General features: G+C 45.3%; 18 protein-coding genes. 13 read left to right on the plus strand and 5 right to left on the minus strand.

The window, feature by feature from the left end:
- Nucleotides 1-5: 5 nt before the first annotated feature.
- From BMW71_RS19630 to BMW71_RS19685, 12 genes are all read left to right on the plus strand, one after another.
- Nucleotides 6-623: a CatB-related O-acetyltransferase gene (locus BMW71_RS19630; protein WP_244891234.1), complete on the plus strand. Its 618-nt coding sequence runs from the start codon at nucleotides 6-8 to the stop codon at nucleotides 621-623.
- 530 nt (nucleotides 624-1153) lie between these two features.
- The gene (locus BMW71_RS23595; RefSeq protein WP_143057703.1) at nucleotides 1154-1873 is read left to right on the plus strand and encodes a hypothetical protein; all 720 of its coding nucleotides are present in this window, start codon (nucleotides 1154-1156) and stop codon (nucleotides 1871-1873) included.
- A 19-nt stretch (nucleotides 1874-1892) separates the two neighbouring features.
- Nucleotides 1893-3203: a glycosyltransferase family protein gene (locus BMW71_RS19640; protein ID WP_092177885.1), complete on the plus strand. Its 1311-nt coding sequence runs from the start codon at nucleotides 1893-1895 to the stop codon at nucleotides 3201-3203.
- 470 nt (nucleotides 3204-3673) lie between these two features.
- Nucleotides 3674-4333 carry a glycosyltransferase family protein gene (locus BMW71_RS19645; RefSeq protein WP_143057704.1) on the plus strand — a complete coding sequence of 220 codons (660 nt, stop codon included), beginning with the start codon at nucleotides 3674-3676 and terminating at the stop codon, nucleotides 4331-4333.
- Nucleotides 4334-4397: 64 nt separating this feature from the next.
- On the plus strand, nucleotides 4398-5411 hold the full coding sequence (locus tag BMW71_RS19650; protein WP_092177889.1) for a Gfo/Idh/MocA family protein: 1014 nt from the start codon (nucleotides 4398-4400) through the stop codon (nucleotides 5409-5411).
- Nucleotides 5412-5415: 4 nt separating this feature from the next.
- Nucleotides 5416-6273 carry a hypothetical protein gene (locus BMW71_RS19655; protein WP_092177891.1) on the plus strand — a complete coding sequence of 286 codons (858 nt, stop codon included), beginning with the start codon at nucleotides 5416-5418 and terminating at the stop codon, nucleotides 6271-6273.
- 213 nt (nucleotides 6274-6486) lie between these two features.
- Nucleotides 6487-7608 carry a glycosyltransferase gene (locus tag BMW71_RS19660; RefSeq protein ID WP_244891235.1) on the plus strand — a complete coding sequence of 374 codons (1122 nt, stop codon included), beginning with the start codon at nucleotides 6487-6489 and terminating at the stop codon, nucleotides 7606-7608.
- Between the two features lie 31 nt (nucleotides 7609-7639).
- Nucleotides 7640-8116, plus strand: coding sequence for a PssD/Cps14F family polysaccharide biosynthesis glycosyltransferase (pssD, locus tag BMW71_RS19665; RefSeq protein ID WP_161993965.1), 477 nt, complete (start codon nucleotides 7640-7642; stop codon nucleotides 8114-8116).
- Between the two features lie 32 nt (nucleotides 8117-8148).
- Entirely contained in the window at nucleotides 8149-8628 is a 480-nt protein-coding gene (gene pssE / locus BMW71_RS19670; protein ID WP_161993964.1) for a PssE/Cps14G family polysaccharide biosynthesis glycosyltransferase, read from the plus strand.
- A 164-nt stretch (nucleotides 8629-8792) separates the two neighbouring features.
- Nucleotides 8793-9782, plus strand: coding sequence for a glycosyltransferase family 47 protein (locus BMW71_RS19675; protein ID WP_244891236.1), 990 nt, complete (start codon nucleotides 8793-8795; stop codon nucleotides 9780-9782).
- Entirely contained in the window at nucleotides 9760-10866 is a 1107-nt protein-coding gene (locus BMW71_RS19680) for a glycosyltransferase (protein WP_143057705.1), read from the plus strand. The genes BMW71_RS19675 and BMW71_RS19680 overlap by 23 nt, the downstream gene beginning before the upstream one ends.
- 29 nt (nucleotides 10867-10895) lie before the next feature.
- Nucleotides 10896-12044, plus strand: coding sequence for a glycosyltransferase (locus BMW71_RS19685; protein ID WP_092177899.1), 1149 nt, complete (start codon nucleotides 10896-10898; stop codon nucleotides 12042-12044).
- 293 nt (nucleotides 12045-12337) lie between these two features.
- Here BMW71_RS19685 and BMW71_RS19690 read toward each other — a convergent pair whose 3' ends face one another.
- Nucleotides 12338-17257 (minus strand): malectin domain-containing carbohydrate-binding protein, encoded by a 4920-nt coding sequence (locus BMW71_RS19690; protein ID WP_177179713.1) that lies wholly within the window; start codon nucleotides 17255-17257, stop codon nucleotides 12338-12340.
- 558 nt (nucleotides 17258-17815) lie between these two features.
- Nucleotides 17816-20290, minus strand: a complete 2475-nt coding sequence (locus BMW71_RS19695; RefSeq protein ID WP_092177903.1) for a right-handed parallel beta-helix repeat-containing protein — start codon at nucleotides 20288-20290, stop codon at nucleotides 17816-17818.
- A 176-nt stretch (nucleotides 20291-20466) separates the two neighbouring features.
- Here BMW71_RS19695 and BMW71_RS19700 point away from each other — a divergent pair, with 176 nt between their 5' ends.
- Entirely contained in the window at nucleotides 20467-21525 is a 1059-nt protein-coding gene (locus tag BMW71_RS19700) for a glycoside hydrolase family 43 protein (RefSeq protein WP_092177954.1), read from the plus strand.
- A gap of 6 nt (nucleotides 21526-21531) precedes the next feature.
- On the opposite strand, the gene BMW71_RS19705 is transcribed toward BMW71_RS19700, so the two are convergent.
- From BMW71_RS19705 to BMW71_RS19720, 3 genes are all read right to left on the minus strand, one after another.
- The gene (locus tag BMW71_RS19705) at nucleotides 21532-22626 is read right to left on the minus strand and encodes a mechanosensitive ion channel family protein (protein ID WP_092177905.1); all 1095 of its coding nucleotides are present in this window, start codon (nucleotides 22624-22626) and stop codon (nucleotides 21532-21534) included.
- A gap of 264 nt (nucleotides 22627-22890) precedes the next feature.
- Nucleotides 22891-23826, minus strand: a complete 936-nt coding sequence (locus BMW71_RS19715; protein WP_092177908.1) for a JmjC domain-containing protein — start codon at nucleotides 23824-23826, stop codon at nucleotides 22891-22893.
- 197 nt (nucleotides 23827-24023) lie between these two features.
- The gene (locus tag BMW71_RS19720; RefSeq protein WP_218145612.1) at nucleotides 24024-25001 is read right to left on the minus strand and encodes a glycoside hydrolase family 25 protein; all 978 of its coding nucleotides are present in this window, start codon (nucleotides 24999-25001) and stop codon (nucleotides 24024-24026) included.
- Nucleotides 25002-25009: the final 8 nt, after the last annotated feature.

A 25009-nucleotide genomic window follows, 5' to 3' on the forward strand; every position in this document is an offset into this window, starting at 1 on the left:
TTATATTGCTCAAGGTATCGGCAAAAAAGGAGAGTGTTTACTGGGAAATCCTTGGAGGAAATCTGATCAACAGTAAAGTTCATCCACAGGCAAGAGTGTTTAAGTACTACGTGCTGAGTAACACAGAAGTAGATAAGGGAACGTACATTTCACTCAATGCGCGGATATACAACACAACGATCGGGAAGTTTTGCTCAATTGGCCCTAATTTGGTATGTGGTTGGGGGATGCATCCCATCAATGGCATCTCTACTTCTCCTGCATTTTACTCAGCAAATGCGCAGGCTGGATTTACCTTTTGTAAAGAAACCAAAGTTCAAGAGCTAATACCCATCAAGATTGGGAATGACGTCTTTATCGGGGCCAATGTGATCATTTTGGACGGGGTTACCATCGGTGATGGGGCCGTGATCGGTGCGGGTGCGGTGGTTAGTAAAGACATCCCCCCCTATGCGGTTGCAGTAGGTTGTCCGATACGCATAATCAAATACCGGTTTAGCAATGAAATCATCGATGGTTTATTAAAGTCAAAATGGTGGGAAGGCGATGATGCTTCCCTACAGAAGGTAGAGGAAATGTTTTTCGATGTTGAGGGATTTATAAAGCAAATTCAAGAAGCATGAATACCATTGAATACTCAATCAACTATCAAAAGTACGTAAACGAACTTAATTTTAACTATAAGGTGTTTTGGGCATCTGTGCTGCTATACAGCATAAGTGGGGGGCTAGGAAATACCTTTATCGAAAGTTTGTATAAGATTGAGCAATTTTTTCAGATGATCGCGCTGCTTGGAATTTTTTATTCTACGTATCATATCGTGCAATTCCGCTCGCCCAATAAAGTGATCAGCATACTATTGGTTATTTACTTTATATGGGTGATTTTTATTACCTTTTATGGGTTCGAGTATACGTATCAGAGTACCAAATCTGTTATTTTTGGGGGTGTCTTTAAGTATTTATTTCCGCTTCTTCTTTTCTTTCCCAGAAATCTATTTTTTTACAAGAAGCTTTTTTCGGTCATTTTTGTACTGGCTATTGCGTATATCGTATACAACTTACTCTTTTTCGAAGAGGTTACCACGCACTATGAGACGAACGTCAACGAGAAATTTATTTTCGAAGGATTTACCCGAAATTTTGGTATCCCATTGGGATTTCTTCTCTTCACGTATATATATCATAGTAAAACAAAAAATTTAACGGTATTACTGGGTGTACTTTTTATGGTAGGCGTGGCTGCCTATCGAGCAAGGCGATCCATTATGGTTGTAGGCGTTGTTTACCTATTGATTTTTCTCGTCATACTCTACCTTTATTCAAATCGAAAAGTTTTGATGGCCATGCTTTTCGGTGTACTTTTACTGGTCGCTTCTGCTTTTGCCGGACAGATCTATCAAAAACTTCGGTTTACTTTTTTCGAGAAAATTGAGGAGCGGAGTACCGAAAACACTCGTGAATACGTAGAACTTGCGTTTTATCGCGATTTCGAATTGCAGGATTGGATTATTGGCCGGGGAATTAACGGGACCTATTGGTGTCCGAATATTGACGTGAATGATACGACAGGGTATCGGAGGATGATAGAGACAGATTACCTAAACATGATTTTAAAAGGGGGCTCTATTTTACTTGTGCTGATTTTAGTAATTTCAATTCCTGCTGCTTTTAAAGCGTTTTTTTATTCGAAAAACCTTTTGTCCAAAGCAGCCGGTATTTGGATAATTTTATGGATTTTAAGTTTGTATCCAATGAATGTGTTTATATTTTCGGTAAACTACATGATTTTTTGGATAGCTGTTGGAATCGGGTATTCGAGGGATATTCGGTATTTATCGGACGAAACGATCAAAGAGGCATTTAAACAATAGGTTATTTTTAGTTGGTAACATGAAGCATCCCAAGGTTCTTATATTAATCCAACCGTTTAACAACAATACCGGAGGAGGTATTACGCTGACCAATCTATTTTACGGCTGGCCAAAAGATAAACTAGCGGTAGCGAGTTTACCGGCATTGGTTAGTACCCATATTAACACTGCTATCTGTGATACGTACTATCAGTTAGGAGAGAAAGAAACGATCTGGAAGTTTCCCTTTAATAAGATAAAACGGAGGTATCCATCGGGACTACTGGACTTCAAAAACCGACAGGTAAAGGAAATTGTTCCGAAAAAATCCCGGTTACGTTCTCGGATTTCAATTGACTACGTTGAGCCGGCACTAAAGTGGTTGGGGGTGATGGAATTGCTGTACGAGTTGAAGATGTCCGATGAATTTACACGCTGGCTTGATGATTTTAATCCGGATATTATCTACGCCCAGGCACATGGGAGAAACAGGGTTCGATTTTGTTCGCGGGTAAAGGAGTATTCGAAAAAGCCAATGGTTTTTCATATGATGGACGATTGGCCCAGTTATGCGCGCGATGAGAGCGTATTCGGTAAATCCTGGGAAAAAGTCGTTGATAAAGAATTTCGGCACCTGCTAAAGATATCCGATCTTCATTTGGGGATCAGTGAGTTGATGGATGATGAATACCGAAGGAGATATGGCATGGACTTCAAACCTTTCCACAATCCGATTGATATTGATTTTTGGAAAACGGGCCAAAAAACGACCTGGGAATTGCAGGCCGAAAACCCCACGATTTTGTATGCAGGACGTGTCGGGTTGGGAATCGAGGAGTCGTTAGAAAATATGGCGGAGGCGGTGACACGAATTAATTCCAAATCGGGGAGTTCAATAGAGTTTGTCATACAAGTAGCTACAAAAAGGGCCTGGATGGAAAAGTATTCCTGCGTAAAACACCGGGAGCCGGTGCCTTATGAAAAGCTTCCACTAAAATTTGGGGAAGCGGATATATTGTACCTGCCCTATGATTTTTCTCAAAGTGCAGTCAAGTTTATCAAGTATTCCATGCCAACGAAAGCATCGGAATACATGGTAAGCGGAACACCAATCCTGATTTTTGCACCGGAGGAGACGGCGCTCGTAGACTATGCGAAAAAGTACCAATGGGCTAAAGTGGTCACCGAAAATAAGATAGACGTATTAGTGGAAGCAGTGGAGGGACTGCTGGCAAATTCCGGCGAAAGAGAAGCGTTTGGAAAAGCGGCAATAGCGATAGCAAAAGAGCGACACGAGGGCAAAAAGGTTCGAGATGATTTTAGACAGGCCTTGAATTCAGTTTTGGTCTGATAATACGTGATGAAATCGCGCCTGCCTACCGGACAGGCAGGCATGAGGTACCGTCACACAGCGGGATGATTATTAAGTGATCCGGACAGATTATGTGACCACAAAAAGACAATTATAAACAGATGAAAAATATTTTTTTATATCCCAAGCACGATCGGTTTTATGGATCTCCAAATCCCTATATCTTTGATTTCCACCGGGAACTTGCTAAAAAGCATCGGGTTGTAAACAAAAATGCGCCAAATATAGGTACTTTGAATTTATTTGTCTACTTTTTCCACTCGGAAGTTTTTCTTTTTAATTGGATCGAAAACCTGCCGGAAAAGAAGTTTGGCCGCCTTCAAGTAGCTGGGTTTGTCTTTTTCCTTTGGCTGGTGCGTATATTCAAAAAGAAAATTGTTTGGGTACTGCATAACAAAGGTTCACACCATCAACGAGACAATCAACAGGCGGATAAAGTTTTTAGGTTAATGATGCGAAGATCTGATAAGATTATCACCCACTCCGAATCAGGTAAGTCTTTTGTTGAGGAAACGTACCCCGAACAAGCAGCCAAAGTTGTGGTGATTCTGCATCCCATTAGCGAACTGTTTCCGATTATTGATGCGGAAAAAACCATCGATTTTTTGATTTGGGGCAGCGTTCACAGGTACAAAGGGATTGATAAGTTTTTAAATTTCCTCGCTACGATATCCGAGGAACACCGTTTTAAAGTAAGAATTGTTGGAAAATGTTTTGATAAAACCTATCTGAAGGAAATCACCTCTTATGTAAACGAAGATATTATGTTTACTAATGAAATTCTGGAATTGGAGGAAATTTATCGGATTGCACAGGAAGCAAAATTTATTTTGTTTACCTATAATTCCGACACGGTTATAAGTTCGGGTTCGTTGATTGATTCCATACGCATGGGAAGCACCATACTGGGTCCAAATCATGGGGCATTCAAAGATTTGAGCAACCTGAGTTTTGTGAAAACCTACGAGAATTTTGGGGATATCGTTGAATGTAGTCGTTTCACGGGTACAACAGCCGATCAGCTGAGGTCGGAAAGGGACGTTTTTTTTAAGGAGAATAATTGGGAAAGGTTTATTGACAAAGTAGATCGGGTGCTCGCAGATTTGTAAGTGATGTTCTGGTTTTTGAAATATTATACTGCACTATTAACATATATTTTAAACTGAATTAAAAATGATTAGAGTAGGGATTATAGGCCTTGGGAAAATGGGTTTATCACATTGTTCGATCTTAGGCGCGCATCCGGAAGTAGAGGTAGCAGGTGTATGTGACACCTCTGGTTTGGTAATCGACGGGTTCAAGAAATATTCGTCGTTTCCGTGTTATACGGATTATAAAAAGATGATCGATCAGTCAAACCTGGATGCCTTGCTCATTGCATCTCCGACCAAGTTTCACGCTGAAATGGTGGACTATGGATTAGAGCGAAATATTCACGTGTTCTGCGAAAAGCCTTTTGTCCTCAACGCGGAGGATGGGATTCGCCTGTCAGAAAAAGCGGATGCAAGAGGATTGGTAAATCAAGTTGGCTACCACAATCGATTTTTAGGGACATTCGAGGAAGTAAGAAGGTTGCTCGAAAAAGGGATACTGGGAGAGATGTACCATTTTTTGGCGGAATCTTACGGACCTGTAGTATTGCGAGAAAAAGGGGGAACCTGGAGGTCTGAAAAGAATCAGGGAGGAGGCTGTCTTTATGACTATGCGTCTCATACCATCGATCTGGTATATTTTCTTCTGGGTAAGCCAACGGCAGTCTCGGGGACGATGCTTAAAAGTATTTTCTCCCGGGGCGTGGAAGATGCTGTTTACAGCAGTATGGAATTGGAAAATGGGTTGAGTGGCCAATTGTCCGTGAACTGGAGCGACGAGACGCATAGAAAAATGACGACTCAAATCACCGTCATGGGAAAGAAGGGGAAATTAATCGCTGATGCTACAGAAGTAAAGATTTTTCTGAAAGAAGCAAATTTACAAGAGGGACTTGAAAAGGGCTGGACGATAAAGTACTTAACAGACCTTACTGAATCCGTGGACTTTTACCTGAGGGGAGAGGAATATAGCTCGCAGTTGGATCACTTTATTTCCTGTATTCTCAATAAGGGAGTTCAGAATAAAAGTAGTTTCAAGAACGCGACAGTGACGGATCAGACAATATCAAAATTACTTGAAAACGCTAAACAATAAGAAAATGGATAGAGTATTATTTGGAGATAATCAGTTTTTTGGTGTAAACCACAGTTCTGATGAAAAATCCAGGGCTCAGACGATGAAATTTCAAAAAGACGAGGCCATCCTGAAAGTGTTGGATACCGCGATTGATGAAGGGATTAATACCTTTATGTGCACGACGCATGACCGTATTGCCAATATTTGTGAGGTCATCAGGACAAACGATAAATACAACGGTTTTCAAATTTTTCCCTGTATGCCCTACGCGCATAAATATGCAAATGCGGTGACCGAGTTGGGCTATTTGGGGACCATCAAACAGTTTGTTCCCGGGAACATCTTCAATACGTTTGCAAAGGGGGGGCTGGCTTTTGTGAAAAAGGATTTTTCTTCCCTGGCGGAGTTGATGATTGATGCCGAATTGAAAATGTTTAAGGGCATAAAAACCCCCGTGATTTGGGTTCAGAATGTCATCACGGATTTGCTGTTAGGTCTGGGAATGACCGAGTTTTTGGTCACGTTTTATCGGCACGTAAAAGAAAAGCACCAAGCGGAACCGGGCTTCATTACGATGAATCTACCGTTGTTACTGGATACGCTCGAGAAAGCAGGTATTGAGAATCCTACAGTCTGCGCATCGATCAATAAAATCGGGTTTCGAATGTCTGGTGGGAAAGAAAAGTATGAAGAGGTAATCGCCCAAAAACGATGCAAGTTGGTCGCCATGCAAGTACTTGCTGCAGGAGCACTGCCTCCGGCGGAAGCCCTGGAATACGTTTGTTCCCTGGACGGAGTTGAATCCATATTGTTCGGTGCTTCGTCAAGAGCGAACATACATCAGACGAAAACCTTAATTGATACATATAGCCGCGTTTGATCGGGTGTTTTTCCGCCGAGCCAAGGGGCCCTGTTCCTTTGGCTCGCGCGGGATGCACGTCATCTCTACACCCGTTAGCGGGGGCATTGTAACGTTTATACATTGAGTAGTCGCTGCTTTCACGGGTTATTTAGGATTAAGTTCATGGGTGTTGGTTCGCTAGCCGGTAGTGCGGCATAGGGTTCCTTCTTGTTAGGTTCCGGATACATTTGTTTGTTCCAGTTATTTTCTGTTACTGAAATGAGGATCTTGTTGATCAATAGTTATTCGATGGAAAACGCTTACCAGCTTTGGAGCGAGGGAAAAAGCGGGTCTCACCATGTTTGGGGTAAGATTGAATTGGAGCGCATCAGCGATTTTAAGATGATTATTTTTCCCCACGAAAAGTACAAATGGTTGAACCGAATCGGCGGGAAAGTTGGGATCACACACTTGGATCAACAAATACGGATATTGTTTTCGCCGGGGAGCTATGACGTATTGTATGCGCCCTACAATACGAAGAACACAAAGTTGTTATTATTTCTTAAGTTTTTAAAAATTTACCGCAAACCGGTGGTCGTTACGATTCACCAGCCCTTTATCGGAACCAATTCCAGCTCTTACCTGGTTAGGAAGATTACCAAAAAGCTTTTGATGACCTACGATGCCAGCATTTATTTAAGTGAAGCCTTGCTGGCTCAGGCGATTGAAAAATTAAAGATCGATACGGATGCGATTGCCAATAAACTGTATACGGCTCAGTGGGGGCCAGATCTTAATTTTTATGCAAACTCGAAATTCTCTGCGGGAGCGACAGAATCCTATTTGATTAGTGCGGGACATACGGCGAGAGATTACGAGACGTTGATTGAAGCATTTAGGCGCCTGGATTATAAATTAAAGATTTTTTGTACGCCAAGGTCAATGCCGAAGATAGCCGAGCTTCCAGCGAATGTCTCCATTCATTCTGAATTTATTCCCTATATAGAGTTGATGGAACATTATATAAATGCAGAAGCGATCCTAATTCCGCTAAAATACGATCGCATTCAGGAAGGTTGTCAGGGGATGACCAGTATTCAAGACGTAGTTGCGCTGGGAAAACCTACGATTATCACCAAAAATATAACCTTAAATCTCGATGCCGAGAAAGAAGGGTTCGGTATCTTTGTAGAAATGGGGGATGTTGATGGGTGGGTGAATGCGGTGAAAACGCTAATGAATGACAAAACAAAAATGAAACAAATGAGTGAAAATGCGTTGTCGGTCTATCGCAAGAAGTTCAATGCGGATATTTTTGCTAATCAACTGAAAACGGTTTTTACCCAATTTTGGAAAGAAAGAGATAAGTAATTCCTAACTGTTTTATAAAATCATGAGGAAGATGAAGAAAAAAAAGATTATTTTGATTTGTTCGGATGGGGGGCACCTGGCGCAGATACTTGAATTGCGGGATTGGTTTACCAACTATGACTATCTTTTGGTTACAGAGATGGCTCCTTCCACCATGGCCTATCAAGACCAATATAATATTAAGTATCTAAGGGGCCGGTCAAATGGAAAAAGTCGAAGTGTGGGGTTTTTTATCAATATATTGGTTAATTTTTTTCTTACGATTAAGATTTTATTTAGTCATTTTCCAAAAGCGATCATTACGACTGGAAGCCATACAGCAGTTCCGATGTGTATCCTGGGGAAATTGTTAGGTAGAAAGATTATCTGGATTTTGTCCTTCGCAAGGATCGATTCAAGGGCGTTTTCTGCGGATCTTATTTACCCCATTGCGGATAAGTTTATTTTACAATGGCCGGGTCCTCAACGGTTTTACAAAAAAGGAATACATTTAGGAGGAATCTATTGATTAATATAGCGTATAAATCCAACCCTACGAATATGATTTTAGTGTTATTGGGAACATTTCCTATCCAGTTTAAAAGGCCTCTTGTTGAGTTGGACAGACTCTGCAAGGAAGGATTATTGAACGAAGAAATAATCGTTCAGTCTGGACATACAGAAGTTGATTCGAATTATCTTACAGTGAAACCCTTTATGTCGGCCGATGATCTGTTGGGCTTATATAAAAAGGCACGTCTTATTATCACGCATGCGGGATCCGGATCGATCCTGAAAGCCGTGAAGCTTGGCAAGAAAGTGATTGCCATTCCCCGGCTGGCAAAATACGGCGAGCACGTAGATGATCATCAGCTTGAGATTCTCCGCGAATTTGAGCGATTGGGGTATTTGATTGCCTGGCGTGAAGAGGATAGTTTGATCGATTTGCTCAATAGGGTCGAAGATTTCGAACCGGCTCCGTATGTTTCGCAAAAGCAACAAATAATAGATTTTCTTGAAGACTACATCAGTCAGTTGTGATTGAGATTTGTGGTTCGTAAAGACGTATTTTATTGGTGATTGTTCGTATTTTTAAGCAGGCGCAGTCTTAGCTTTTTAAAATAGTTAACCGTTTTGCGAGTAATGCGATAGACCATCTAGAAAAGTTTTGACGTAAGATGTGTTTAAAGATTAAAAGGGTAGATGTGAGTAGTAAAAAAATAGTTGGTGGAGATTTGTTTGAATACCCCAATGTACATTATGATAAAAACTCAGATTATAGATTTGAGGATCTGAACGAAGGGGTATTTATTTCCCGGGTTTTTGAGGAGCTCCAACGTTTGATGAAGGAGACTTTTTTTGACTTCGAGTTTTTTATTTTCTCCAACCACAAAAAGAAGGTTCTCCCGGAAAGTATACAGGTGAAAAGCAGCAAAAAGAAAATTCTGCTTTATTTTTCGGACGAATTGGGAAAGGATCCGAGACCCTATTCACAGCATTATTTTGCTATTTTTAAGGCGTATATTGGAGATAGATATGGGTCTACGGGGAACGTCTTTCCCATACAGATTGGCTATGTGAAGGATGTACCGGTCTTTCGACCGATAAAGCCGATCGAGAATCGAAAATACAACGTGTTTTTCCGCGGAAACTTAAATAAAAACCGAATCGATTTTTTCCGAAATATATCGGGCTTGAAATGGCTGTTCCCGGCACAGCGATTTTTTAGGGGCGAATTGTACCGCAATTTGTTACTAAAAACGAAAGTTGATTTTAGTAGCAAATTCCCGGATTCCATTCTCATGTTTAATAGTTCGTTTAAATCGGGTTACACGTTGGAAAAATATGGAGAGATTCTTTCTGAAAGTAAAATCGTGCTTTGTCCAAAAGGATACGATATGACAGAATGCTTCAGGCATTTTGAAGGAATGCGTGCCGGCTGTGTGATACTTTCCGAACGGTTGCCGAATACCGAGTTTTACCGGGGATCTCCGATACTGGAAATAGACGATTGGGGCGAAGGAATCGCTATTGTAAAGAAACTCTTAGCGAATCCCGAGCAAATGCAGCGTATCCAAAAACAGATGATTGAGTGGTGGGAGAATCGATGCTCGGAAAGCGCTACTGCACGGTATGTAAGCGAACGAATTGCTGGTCTTTTAAACGTAGAAAATGGTAACGCAACGAAAGATTAGAGTACTCCTCATCAATTCCTACTCATTCGATACGATTTTTGCCAATTGGTCAAAGGGGGAAAATCCCAGCCATTTTCTTATGGGGAAAATTGAATTGGAAGAGTCCGGGGATTTTGTTGTAGATATTCTAAAGCACGAAAAATATCGTTGGTTAAATCGACTGGGGAGCCTACTTCGTATTCCCTTCCTGGACCAACAGGTTAGGACGCTTTTGTCGGTCAACCGCTACGACCTTCTCTACCTGCCCTACCCGCTTGCCAATAGTCGGCTATTATCGCTATTTAAGTGGATGAAACTGCTTCCTATACCTATTGTAGTACTTGGACATCAAGGTTTCCAGTACTACGATGACAAAGACACGTTTTTTAACCGACTTCTAAAAAAGGGGTATCAGCAGTTTGATCATTATGCGTTTTTCAGTAGAAAATTACTAGAGAAAACCCAAATCGATTTGGATTTTTCCAGTGATTCTGCAAGAGAGCGTTTTCATTACGTCCATTGGGGGCCGGACAGGAAGTTTTATCAGCGCCTGTCAGCTACCAAAACGTCTCCAAACGATCGGCCATTTGCTGTTTGTGCCGGCACAGTAGATAGGGATTACGATATGTTGATTGCGGCTTTCTCTAACGTGGGGGAGCAATTGAGGATTTTTTGCACGGAAAAGGGGGTTTCTTCCTCTAAAGAATTGCCTTCGAACGTTTTTGTGGACAATTCCTGGGTACCTTACCCTGTTCTGATGGAGGAATACCGGGCATCCAGTTTTGTGATCATTCCCATTCGGGATGATATCAAGAACAGGGGTAATACCTTTGGACTTACTGTATTAAACGACTGCATCGCCATGGGAAAGCCAGTTTTAATGACATACCACCCCTACATCGATATTGATATAGAGAAGGAGAATATCGGACTGTGGGTAAAAGACAACACGGTGAAAGGCTGGGAGACTGCCTTGAATAGGATGTTTGGCCTTTCGGGTAGTTTTGATCTTATGGAGAAAAATGCCCGACAATTGTACCATACCCGGTATCATTCAGGAGTGTTTGGTCAGGAGATGGCTGAAATATTTAGAAAAGCAATATAATGGCATTTTTCGAATCAACGCTGTAACCCATGTCGATACTGCACCTGTCTTTTGATTACCCGGGCTTTCTACACAAGGATAAGACAAAAGCTGTCAAGAACCTCATAGATGCACAAAACGAGTTTGATAATCTGGTATTCTCTATGAAACGTTCGGCAAATCCTTTTTCCGATTACCGGGTGGTCAAGACGGATTATGGTTTTGGCATGAGGGTATTTGGGTTGCCCTTTGGTATTTTTCTCACGCCCTGCATGCGTTTCGCTGGCAGGCGAATCCTGAAAACCCTCCGTAACAATTCGGTGGATTTTGATATGATCCATGCCCACAAACTTACCTTTGAGGGGATCATTGCTTTTTCGCTGGCAGAGAGATTGGGTATTCCGTATCTTATTACCATTCGCGGTGACTCCGACCTCAAAGTGATTCGGGCCAAGTGGTGGGCACGCCCATTGTATGGGAAAATTTTGTGCGGGGCATCTAAAATTCTATTCCTTACTCCGTGGACAAGGTATCAATTGGAGCACTATTTTCCCGCTATACCCTTTCAGGAAAAAGCAGTACTGATCCCAAATATTATTGAGCCAAGCAGGCAGGTAAGCACAACCTGCCATACCAAAAACAACAAGTTCGTTTCGGTTTTTAAACTGGATTCCTATAAAAGGAAAAACATTAAACGCGTCATCAAGGCCATGGACGCGCTCCATGCGTCGATCCCTTCCGTTGGGTTGGATATTATTGGACCGGGTACCGAAAAATCAAAAAAAGTAATTCAAAAGTACATTGATTCCTGCAAGTACCCCTCTCGTTTCAACCTCCTCGGTTCGGTACCCAATGAGCAGCTGGTTCACGTGTACCCCAAATACCTGGGCCTGGTACTCCCGAGTAATCCGGAAACCTTTGGTCTGGTTTTTATTGAAGCCCTTAATTCGGGTCTTCCCATCATCTATGCTAAAAACGCCGGTGTGGACGGTTTTTTTGAGGAGTACAGAAAGGTGGGCGTAAAGGTTGACAGTCGCTCGGTGAAAGAAATATCCGATGCATTGAAGCAGGTGTACGAAAACAACGAAGCATACACGGCCTCGGTACAACATTTTAAAGATGAGGGTAAATTGGATGCGTTTTCGAGAAAGCGCGTCACGGAGGATTACCTCGGTATTCTAAGAGCCTTGCTCGCTTGACGTCCGGATGAATTCCGGTGATTCTTTTTTAACCCTGTTGGTGCATTTTGGCTAACACCAACACACGCTTCCGAATAAGGCAGCTTCGCAACGGTATTTTTAGCGGCCTCTCCGTTCACTTCTGACAGCTACATTTGTTTGGTTATCCAGGTACACCCTCCGTAAAGAAAAAATGAGGCGTCACCAACCGTCGGCAGCTTACATTCCAGTTGCATATTGGCCGGGAGCAATTCATTTGATGAGGTAAAAAAAATCCCCCTGGATGTATCTTCCAGGGGGATTGCTTTTTCGACTTAAGGATTTACTATCAGTCGTTTTTGGCTGACGATCGTTTGGTCATTGCTGACACTGATCAGGTACATTCCCTGTGCGAGGTTGTCCAATGGAATGGTAAACTGGTTTCCGGATGTCCGAATCCAATCCAACTCGTACTGGCTAGCTAGCTGACCGCTCATGTTGTGAATGAGCACTCTTCCCTGGCCAATTTCCTGGTCGAGCACCAGGGTAGCTTTGTCTCTGGCTGGATTCGGGAAAATCGACGCGTTATTTTGTTCGGTATTCGGAGCGTAAACGTCCATCTCCTTGTATCCTCTGCCGAACATCTCTTTATATCCCCTACTAAACATTTCACGGTATCCGCGTAGGTTTCCGCCCTCAATCGCATTCTTCGCGTTGTTTCCGATGATGGCGATACCGGATATACTTGCCCTGTTTTCTTTTGCATTCAGGTCCAGGTTTAGTACCCCATCGGTAACGGTTATGTTTTCAAAGGAGAGCAGGGTCGGTGCATTGTTACCTTCCACAAAGATATCAAAATCCTTTTTCACTACTTGTCCTTCCAATGCCAGGTCGAAGATCCTCCTACCGGCAGCAGCGGATGGGCCAGCATGTCCAAACCAAAGTTCGTTGTGCAGGGTAAGTACTGTGTAGGTCCCGTTTGGCACAGGGATGGCGTACGCCAACTTTTCCCCATTTCGTTCACTTTGGAAAAGCGGTTCCTGAGAGGCCCTGCTATTTTCAAACCGGTAGGACGGCGAGTTGTAATATACCTCGTTATTTTCCTCGGCGATGTAGAGGTCACCATTCAGTTGCTCATCCGACCCTCCTCCGGTATTCATGAAGAACACATGGTCTGTTCCCGCCTCGACTACGGTTGTCTCGGTAAATATGGCCAGGCCGGATAGTGAGGCACGGTTTTCACTTGCCACCATGCTCAGACTTAGTACTCCGTCTTTTACCTCTATGTTTTCAAATGTAAGGACGGTAGGTTGATTGTTGTTTTCGACAAAGATGTCGAAACCGTCTTTTACCAAGGTGTTTTCCAGAAAGAAGTCAAAGACTCTGTTTCCTGCTTTGGCAGAAGGGCCGCCTTTACCAAACCAAAGTTCGTTGTGGTAGGTTTTGATGGTGTAGCTTCCGTTTGGAAGAGGAATGCTGTAGTTGAGTACTTGTGCATTTCGCTCCGTCTGGAATAACGGCTGGGTACTGGCTGAAGTGTTGGTATAGGTAGACGAACTGCCGAAATACCCCAGGTTGACATCTGAAACAAACTCCTGTGTCTCGTACTGTACTGTTCTGCTGGAGCCGGCGTTTAATCGCATTACCGGCACCAATTCAGTAACCATACTTTCCGTGCCGGTTTCGGAGATAATAGCCAGTCCGCTAATGGTTCCACGGTTGACGGAAGCAATCAATCCCAGATCCAACTTTCCATCCCTTACCTCGATGGACTCAAAGGTAAGCTCCAGTGGCTGGTTGTTATTCGCTTTAAACAAATCCAGGTTATCCTTAACGGTAGTGCCTTCCAATTGGATATCAAAAACCCGTCGTCCAGCAGTTGCAGATGGACCGGAATGTCCAAAGAACAACTCGTTGTGGTAGGTTTTGACGGTATAGGTTCCGTTTGGAACCGGGATTGCCAGGGTGAAATTTGATCCGTTTCGCTCGGTTTGGAACAACGGTTCCTGAAATTTGGTATTGGAGAAGGTGTAGGTTTTGCCGCTTATCAGATTGGTTACTGCCTGCTCTCCTTCAAAATCGATGCCTCCATAAACAATTTGTTTTTGTGTTCCGAGGTTTACAAACAAGCTATAGGCCGGTACCTCCTCTTCGGTAGTTTCGGTTGACCCTGTGTTGTCGACCGGAGTCACATCGACAGGGGCATCCTTGGCGCGAACGACGATTTGTACTTCGTCGGAAAGGGCAGTACCCGTTTCGTTGTCTTTTGCTTGCAATGCAAGGGCAAAGGTGCCTTCTTGTGTGGAATTCCAGGTAAATTCAAACGGGGAAGTCGTAGTGCTGGCGACGGAGTTTCCATTGACCATCAAATCAACTTTCATTACCTCTCCGTCCAGATCGATTGCCGAACCGGACACCACCAGGTTTTCTCCGACACCGATTTCCGTTGCCGCAAGCGGCTCGGTAAGGGTGATGACAGGGAGGATATTTTGTTTTTTGACTTGAATGGCTACGCTATCTGAAAAAACAGTTCTTCCATAAAGATCCACCGCCTCGGCATAAAGGTAGTGCGATCCGAAGGGAATGTTTTCCCAGGTGCAATCCAACGGACTCTCTGTTTCTGTGGCGATCAATTTTTCGCAGTAGTAGTAATTGACCTTTTCTACTTCCAGTTCCCTTCCTTCGTCCACTTGCAAGGTGATGGGAACATCGTCTCCCTCGATCATGCCTGATCCGTATTCGGGAATAATGACCCGGGCCTCCTGTATGGGGGCAGGTTGACTGACTTTTTCTGACGAGGTTTTAATTAAAATCACGGATCGGAAAGGCGCTATTTTGATGCTACCAGAATAAGGCTTGTTGTCCATGTCCACAAACTCACCGGGAAGGCTCACCGTTTTTTCCGAATTCGTCTCGTTATAGGCAAAAAATATTTTTTCCTCCGGGTCGGCTAGCTGCAAATCGGCTTCGTAGACACTCAGATTATCCAGCTGAAAGTCCGCAGAACTTACGTTGTCAAACTTAAACATAAGTGCAGTTTCCGCCGAACTTACGGCAGGATTGAGCAGGATTTCGTATTCGGTTCTTTCGGTGGAAAATTCCACGGTATTCACGGCACTGACGGTTCTCCAGGGCGAAGACCGCTCTCTAAAATAAAGCTTGCCGGCAAAGGATTTGTTGGCGATACCGCTGAATCGAACCAGGTAATTGGCTCCTTCAACCACTTTTCCCACGCTGAGGTTGAATTCAAACGAGCCTGAGCCGGTCACCCGAAGTGCTCCTTTATCTAATTTTGAGTTACTTACCCAGGATGTCCTTGCATTTTTTGCAGTCACGTAATTTGCGTGGCTATCAAAACCTTCGTTATCGTATTTATTGTTGCCGACCGTGCCGTTTACTTCGAAGGCGGGAATGGATACCGGATGGATTTTGGATCCGCCGTCTTTGCCGTATAGTGCTTTCCAGCCATCCAGATCCAATACTTTCGTCACCTCGCTACTGGTACCCATGTTGTGTTTGGTGATTATGCGGAAGTTGTCGGTCATTGGGCTGGCGTATACGTTGTTGTTGAACGAAGCCATTTGACCGATATCGTTTTTAATCGAACTTGCGTTTAGATTGTTCTGTGCTCCGTTTTGAGTAAAAAAGATGTTGTTTTCGATCACGTTTTCCCGAATGTCGTCTCCCATGTTGTCGTTTCTAAAAAACAACTGATAGGTGCTATTGTATACTGTATTGTGGTGAATGTGGTTCTTACGGGCATTGTGCAGGTAGATGCCTTTGCTGGAAATATTGGCGACGGTATTGTAAGCTACCTCTACTCCGGTAGTGTTATCGTCGAGGTAGATCCCTTCCGACTGTGGTTTTGCCAGTGCAGAACGAATATTCGTTCCTTCGACCACGCCCTGCCCATTGAGGATAATGTTTCCAATAACCTTTCTATTGTAAAAAGTTTGGTTGTTATCGCCAGTATATACGTAGATTCCCCCTCCGTCATTTTTTGTTTTATTGAAATGGTTGATGAAGTTATTTTTCACCATTGTATTGTTTCCGCCAAAACGGATGCCGATGTAGCCCGAGTTGATGATACGGTTCCCTTCAATCAGGTTGTTGTCATTGGGAGAGAAAATGCCAAACCCGTTTCCTTCGCCCGATTTACCCATGCCAGGAAAAAGCTGGATATTTCGGATGTAATTGTTCCGGATAACGGCATCATCACAGGAGTTAAGCTCTATCGCAGAGTTGTGCACGTCGGCTACCTCGTTGCCCTCAAGTAACAGGCGATAGCTGCCATGCGCATAAATCCCGTTTACTCCGACCATCTCGATTTTGGAATTTTTGATGGCCACATTATTACCTGTTTTGAGCTCGATGGCATGTGAATTGGCTCCCCGGAAATGGAGGTTTTCGATTACCACATGATCTACACGCCTAACCTGAGTTAACAGGAAGTCGAGAGCGGCAATTTGCACGGAATGGGAAGCAGGCGACTCGTTACCAAAAAACATCTTAAGTTTTGCGGCACTTACATCGTAATACCATTCACCCAGTTGGTCCAAGGTACGGATGTGGTTTTGGATAAAGTAACCAAAATCAGCCTTAGGCTGGTAAGTAGTCTCATTATTGGTAGCGTAATTGATTGTGTTTCCTGAATGAGAGGTTATTTTGTGCCGATCCAGGATCCAGTAGATTTTTCGAATGACTACTTCCGCACCTGTCCAGTTGGGCCAGGAACTCAACTCGTTGTCCGTGATGGAATTCCAGGATGTACGTTCGTAGGTAAGATACCCTTTGTTACCGCTGTCTGTATTGGGGTATCGGCCCATTTCCCGGTCGCGATCATTAAAAGCTACCAGGGTGGTGGGTTTGTTTTTCAACTGTGCATGACCCGCTTCGTAAATCCCATTTCCGAGGGATTTCCAATTGCTTAGGGTTACCATGCCCGTGATGACGGGATTTGCACCGCTTCCGTAGGCACCAATGGTAATCGGGCTGCTTGATGTCCCCGAACTGCTCATAACGATGGTTCCGAAAAATGTTTCGCCCCGGCGTAAAAGCACCTTATCCCCCGGTTGTAAGGAAGGAAAGACCGCGTTCAGTTTTTCAATGGACTTCCAGGGAGTGTCAGGATTTTGCGCCTGAGCGACACTTCTGGAATCGTCTCCTCTTTCGCTGGAAAAATGATAATCGGCGGCAGAAGCCGCTGTGATCACCAGGAAAGAAAAAATGGCGATTAGTACTACACGTGTTTTCATGATTTCAGAAATTATATTTTTGACAATTATTCTGTTGTTTTTCTTCTTGATATTTTTTGAGGGAATATTCATTTTATCCTATCTTTTCTGGCGTATAAATTCTCAAAACAGTATTTTGATTGTTGAAATTTAATTTTTTGAGTTTCATATATAGCAAAATGATATTCTAAAAACATCTTTGATTTGAATAATTAATGATATAAAATACTTAAAACCAAATTTTGTTATTTCTGAAATATTCGTTGGAGGAAGGCTGGAATTGAATAATTCGCCTATGTGATTTCAATTCTGTATTTGGGAATAATTTTATTGCCGATAGTGCTGAAAAAGTACCTGCAAAAAAAAATTGAAAAAAAATTGATTTTTTTTACTCGGACCCTTATTCATCCATGTTTCCTCGCCAAGGAAAGGATATCTTTATGGAGACGGAGGTTTCCGAAAGTCTCCGAAGACACTGATTTTTTTGGAAATGTTAGGAAAAAGGGGTCCCTTATACCCAGACCTGAGTGGAGATCTTGATCAAAAAAGTAGATACGCCTGATATTCTCGTCGAAAGGACTACTCGATTTCCTTGAGCAAAAAGATCCCTCGATAGGGTGCAAGAGCGATCGTTTGTTTGTATTCCCTCCCGGAAATATCGGTGTAGGTACCGTTCAAGGGTAGTTGTTTGGTAGTTCCGCCAGGGTTGGTTGCCAGCACGAAAAAATCGGCAGGGTGTTTTTGTCTTTTTTCAGACAAGGGTACCAGCTTCAAATTTCTAAGAATCGTTTGCTGCTTTCCCTGAAATAACTTTAGTATCAGTGCTGTTGCTCCCTCGTAAGGGGATGGATTGAAATTTACCTGAACCTGCTTTTGGTCATTGCCCAAAACGACCACCCGGCTGGCGCTCAGTTTTTGGTAAGGGGCACCGTTTTGGCGTAGGTAAAGTTCCATGACTGCCTCCCCGGAAGAAGAACCTGATAGCGATACCTGATAGCCAATCCCCGGACGATATCCCGAAAGCGGTATTTTGACTTCGGAGGTTTCATCCGTTCCTGCGATCCGAATTTGTCCTTCCGGTTCCCAGCTTAGCTGGCAGCCGCCGGTACAGGAAGCGCCTCCCTTCAAAATCGGAACTACAGCCGAAGAAGAGGCGATGCTCGTTCCGGGAGTATCGGACCCCTGTGCCGGGTAATGCGCAATCATGGTAGTTGCTTCCCATTTTGCTGCGTTTTTCCACGCCTCATGGGTATAAAATCGGTCGCTTTTTAGCTGCGTATTTTGGGTAAAAAAAGAAATCCCGGTGCCCGATAGGTCCAGGTAGTGGTTTTTGTCGGAAATCCCCATGGCGTCAAAATCAAACGATCCCGATCGAACGCCCATCCCCACCTGAGAAGCCTCTTTTTTTATCAGAATGTTTTCGGAGAATTGCAGGTGTTTTAACGGCTGCCCAAGTTCGTCGTCTGCTAAAAAAAGCAGGTACCCGGCATCGAATACCAGGTTGTTACGTACCGTTATGTGTTGGGTGTTGTGCAGGTAAATGCCTCTATTTGCTATTCCGTAGACGGTATTGTCCGTGACCAGCACCTGTTCGGCATTATCGTCCAGGTAAATTCCCTCGGCGGGGGCGGGGATGTCTGTTCCCTGCAGGGGAGTCCCCTCCCTGGCGCCATCGCCATTGCGGACGATGTTTCCCCTTACTACCCGTTCGGTATAGCCGGGATTTGACCTGCCGGTGTAGGAATAGATGCCGCCGCCGTCTCCCTTGGTGAGGCAAAAGCCATCGACCAGGTTGTTTTTTACCAGGGTACGACTGCCCCTAAAGCCAATACCTACGTAGCCAGCGCGTACGATGCTATTTTGAGCAATGGTATCCGCATCGGACACGCTAAAAATAGCAAAGCCATTATTATCGCCGTTTTGACCCATTCCTGGGAAAACGAATGTGTTTTCTATCCGGTTGTCCCGGATGGTTGCCTGGAAATTACCGGAACGCAGGTAGATGCCGGAGTTATAGGCATTTCGAATCTCGGAATTCTCCAGCACGAGGTGATCCATGTTTTGGGCGAGGATCCCATTTTCTCCCGCATGTACGATTTTTCCACTCGAAAATCGGAAATGGCTTCCGCCCCGTATCAGTAGCGCCGTGGCATTGGCCCCTTCTAAGTGCAAACCGTGGAGGACCACATGCCGGGTATTGGGCAGGGTTGTCACGAGGTTTTCGATACCGCTAACCTCAATTTTCAGGGAATCAGGATCCGACTCTTTCAGGCATAGGTAGAGTCGCTTGTTCGTTTCGTCCTGGTACCATTCTCCGTGTTGGTCCAATGTATTCCGGTGGTTTTGAATGAAAAAGCCGTAGCCTTTTTTTGGTTCGTAATCCGAACCCGGTAAAAAAGTTAGCGTACTGCCTTCCTGCGACACGATCTCTTGTCGATCGATGATCCAGTGGTTTTTCCGCATCACCAGTTCTGCTCCTACCCAATTCCCAGATGGTTGAAAACCCGGATGACTTACCTGGTTCTTTGCGGGAATAGCTTCCGGAGTCAGGTAGCCCTTGTTGGGTTCGTCCGAATTGGGATACCGACCCATGGCCTGGGGCACGCCGTTGAGGGTCACTACCTGAATCCGACCGATGGCTGGGGGTAATGCAGCGGAATAAATATCCGACCCATGGGATTCCCAGCCGGTCAGGCTCGAAAGTCCGGTGATCACTGGAAGCGCTCCCTCCCCGTAAGAAGCAAAGACAATGGGCTTGTCCGCGCTGCCGGATTTTCTGAGCTGCAGCGTTCCGTAGAAGACATCGCCTCTTTTTAGCAACACGGAATCTCCCGGAGCCAGCTCCGGGATAAATTGGTTCAATCGTTCCAGGCTTTGCCAGGGTGTTCCCGGATCTTGTGCCTGGCTGGGACTATGCCCGTCGTCTCCCGTTGTGGAGGAAAGGTAATAGTTGGCAGCGGATAGGGGCAGGGCTGTTGAAATCCACCCCAACATCCATAAAAACCGCATGGCGGTTGTGATTTTCTGAGCAAATCCATCTAGCTTTATATCCATAACAAGGTACAAGTTGGCATTTCGCGGGAAACGTCTTGCCGTTTTTGGCGGAGGCAATCTTTCCCGCGGGAAAAGGAACCACTACCTAACCAAGGCCACCACCTGTTAAAATGGTACGTGGTTTTGTGAAAATTGGCCCCTATTCACACGAAACAGCCATGATACAAAAAAACACAATGCGTCGGCAAAAAAGCGGCGTTTTTTTTCATTCCACGCAAGCTTGTTTTGCCTCGCTCCTGTTGGTTTTTTTTGCTGCCTGCGGACAGGAACAGACCTTCACCAATCCCATTCGGGATGGAGCAGATCCCTGGGTATACCAAAAAGACGGCTCCTATTACTATTCAATGAGTACGGGAAACGGGATCGCTGTCTCGGTTTCTCCGAAACTTACCGAGCAGGGAACACCCGTACAGGTTTGGAAAGCTCCGGAAACGGGTTGGAATCGGGCCAGTATCTGGGCCCCGGAGATTCATTTTTTCGACGGACATTGGTACATCTATTATGCTGCAGGAAAAGAACCGGGTACTCCCTTCATTCATCAGCGATCGGGAGTGCTCAAGTCGGTCGGTCCGGATCCCCTGGGCGCCTATGAGGATCTGGGCATGCTCTACACCGGGGATCACTATCCCGACCCGCAATCCATCAAATGGGCGATTGATCTTAGTCCGGTAACCATTCAGGGACAACTGTATGCCGTCTGGTCTGGCTGGGAAGATAATCAACCTACCGATAAAACGCCGCAACACCTGTACATTGCCAAAATGTGTAACCCCGAAACCGTTTGCAGCAACCGGGTCAAACTGTCTTCTCCGGATCAACCCTGGGAAACGGGCGGGCCGCTGGATTTAAACGAAGGTCCTCAGGTACTTTCGCAAGACGGAGAGACCTTTATCATTTATTCCACGCGGGAATCCTGGTTAACCGAATACCGACTCGGTCAGTTGAAATTAAAAGAGCCGGGCCTGGACCCGCTTGATCCGGATAATTGGGTAAAGAGCGGGCCGGTGTTTGAAGGAACCGAGCAGGTACTGGGGGTGGGCCACTGCAGCTTCGCCACATCACCCGATGGGAGCGAACACTGGCTGCTGTATCATTCCAAAAAATCCGCCAAACCGGGATGGGACCGGGATATACGCCTGCAACCCTTTTCCTGGGACGCATCGGGCAATCCAGTTTTCGGGGTACCTGTCCCCGCCGGCATGCCACTTCCCCTTCCCTCAGGAGAAACTGAGTAATCGTGTTTATTTCTGCGCGTCAACCTGGGCCACCTGTAGGTGTTGGTCGGTTTCGTTTCTGAGGTAGAGCGTGCGGGTTGGGAAGGCGATGGATATTCCAGCTGCCGTAAACCGGTCAAAAATCTCAAAATTGATCTGCTGCTGTATATCCATGTAGGTATTGTAGTCTGCCACTTCAATGAAATAGACCACTTCAAAATCAAGGCTGGAATCGCCAAAAGCCTTAAAATGGGCCCGGTCAAAGGTCACGGGGGACTGATGCTCCACAATTTCCCGGAGCATTCCCGGTATTGTTTTTAGCGTATCCGAAGACGTTTCGTAGGTGACTCCTACAGAAAATAGAATCCGGCGCCGCTGCATTTTTTTATAATTATGTATACGGGAGCTGGTCAGGTCGCTGTTTGCCACCACCAATTCTTCTCCGGACAAAGTTTTGATGCGGGTGGTTTTGATGCCGATTCGTTCGACGATCCCGTTTTTATCGTCTACTACCACAAAATCACCGATCTCGATGGGCCGGTCGAAAAAGATGACAAAATAATTGAACAGGTCGCCGAGAATATTCTGTGCCGCCAGGGCCACGGCTATACCTCCGATTCCCAATCCGGTGATGATGGCGGTGACATCGTACCCCATGTTATCAAAAAGAAACAAAATACCGAGGGCCCAGATAAGTATATTCACCAATAGGATGATTCCCCCGATTTGCTTGACCTTTTCCTCTCCGTTTTCTTGTTTTCTCACGTAGGAGCGGAGAACCATTGCTAGTAGGTTCGCGACGACTTTGATGCTGTAGTAGGTCAATACTACTTTATGGGCCACTGATACGCTGGTGGCGAGCATATTGGAAAGCCTTAGCGTCTGTATTCCCCAAAAAAAGATGGAAAGGTAAATCGCTGGCAGGACAAATCGCTCGACGATTTCAAATAAATAATCGTCCAAATTTGTATCGGTCTTTTCGGTAAGTTTTTTTATCCGCTGAAGCATGGAACGCTTAAACAGCTTGACAATTCCTATTCCGATCAGAATAAATCCCAGCGCAAAAAGGTAGTCCTGTACGCTATTATTCCAGAATTCCTGTGTCAAGTATTCCTGTATCATGGTGAGCCGTTTTTTTGATTACACAAAAGGTTCCGCCCGACAGAAGCGGCTGTGATTTCTTTCGGACGATGTTCAGATTCAGACAAATGTAGCAAATTTACCGGCGTTTTTATCCAGTTCAGGGGGTTTTCGAAGTGATCTCCTGGTTTTTGGGGCTGCCGTTGATCTCGGGTAAACTTGCCGGTCGGTTTGCTTCGCGGCACTACTGGCAGCAAAAGCGTGGGAAATCGGTGTCACCCCGTGATAACGGGAACCGGAGGTGTCTTATAGAACGACCTGAAAAGCAGAGGCCTGCCGATTAAAGGGCAGGGCTTCCCCGGCTTTAAGTCCCAGGTTTTCGTTGATCTGTCGTAAAAAGTGATCCACGCCGTATTGAGAACCCGGAATAAATCCCGGCACGGTGATCACCTGGGCCAATACCCCTCCAAATCCCCGGTGCATCACGCCTCGGGGCAGGTAGATAAGGTCCCCCACTTCCAGGGAATGCTCCTGGATAAGGCCCTCGACCTGTTCTTTTGTGATATCTTCGGGACTGGCAAGTTGTTCTACTTTTTCGCTGGTAAAAAGTTTCGCGCCAGCCAGGACCATTTGCACCAGGTAAAACTCATCAAAACCTTGGTCTTTTGGATGATAATGGCTGAAGGAATCCATGATTCGAACCCGATGGGCATTGATGGAATGATAAAGATAGCTTCCCACATCCTCGTGCCAGGTTAGCAAGATGCGCCGGTAAGCATTGGTTTCGGTAGCACATCCGCCCGGTGTATCCGTGATATTGGGGTCCCAATCCGGACGCACAAAAGCCGGGATCGCATGGGAGGGTTTTTCGGGTACAGTGAACACGAGCAGACCGAGCAGACTGTCTGCTTCCATCGTTTCGCCGGCGTTCAATAAAACGATGTCCCCGACAGCTACTTTTGAGCTTTTGCTGGCCCCTTGATCGTCCGTGATCTTCGCCGTACCGCCTCCCTGCTGGACAAAGAGAGCCCGCGTAATTCCTTCCCCCGGCACCTCCCGGACAGCATTCAGGTAGGCTAAATCGTAGCCGGGATTGTTTTTCGTAAAGGCTTCCTTAATGGCCGAAAGCCCCGGTGCACCCGGTTCGTGAAGTTTGGCGAATTTCACCTGGCTCGCTTCCTGGGCCAGGACCGGCCCGCAAAGTAGGACAAAGAGGGATAGCAAAGGGATTTTGTTACGCATGGCATTGAGCAATTTTAGTGGTTAAAGGTTTCTGCCGATCAACGACAGTCCAAAGCGGAATTTACAACTATTTCGCCTTTCTGGCAAATGGGTTGGGCACCGGATGCTGGCGACAGGGTGTACTTCCAATGCCTGGAGGGGCTTCATCGGTAGTTTCCCAAACGAAAGCCGGGCGGGCTAGCCGCAGGCAGGGGAGATTACTTTGGGATCAGGATCCGGTCTCGTAGGGAGGCAGGAAGAAAGCTCATGTCTGTTTTTCCCGGTATACCGGGAATTTTTCCAGAATCGGTAAACTGCCACATGGCTACCTCTGGTACCGAAATGCTGTCCCGAAAAAGGTGGAATTCGGCAGGAGGTTTGGAGGAAAACCGCGCCATCCAGTAGGGGTATTCCTCAAAATGCCCCTTCAAATGTGTCTGGTAAAAGGCTTCGTAGGTGTAGATGATCGGTTTTACCCGGTAATGGTTCTCGATGGCCTCCAGGTAAATGCCTAGATTTTTTATGAGCAGGTTGTCGGAAATCTCCGGTCGGGTACAGTGGGTACAGTCCAGTTCTACATCGACGATCGGTAAGACATCTTCCGTTTGTAACGTTACCTGACTGATAAAGTGCCTGGCCTGATCGAGTGGTGGATCCTTGTATTGATAGAAGTGGTAGGCTCCTTTGATCAAACCCTGACTTCCGGCGGAAGCCCAGTTCCGGCGAAAATACGGATCGGTGGCTTTGGCCCCCTGCGTGGCCTTGATCAACACAAAGCTGACAGGATGGGGAAGGGAATCGTTTTTTACAGCCTGCCAATCGATCACATTTTGCCAATGGGAAACATCGATGCCATAATATCCATGGGTCTGGTGGCCGGGGCCCCATTCCCGGTCTTTTGCATTAAAAAACAGCAGCATGCTGTCGTAGTGCTGTCCGCGGTCTTGTATTTCTCCGGATCCATTGGGAGCAGAATGTCCGGCATAGAAGAGGGGCAGGGCAGGCAATGAGTCCGATGCGGTCGTTTCCGGCAGCACATAGCTTTTTTCCTTGAGCCCATCTGCGAGATAGATGTGGTGTTCGTGCACGGTTTTTCCAAAATCGACCAGGCCGGTGAGGTTTAAGATCACCAGAAGCAACATGCTGAACATCAGGAAAAATCCCAAGAGCATTACAAATAGTATCCGTCTGTACATGTCCCTTT

The sequence above is a fragment of the Cyclobacterium xiamenense genome (genome assembly GCF_900109255.1).
GTDB lineage: Bacteria > Bacteroidota > Bacteroidia > Cytophagales > Cyclobacteriaceae > Cyclobacterium > Cyclobacterium xiamenense.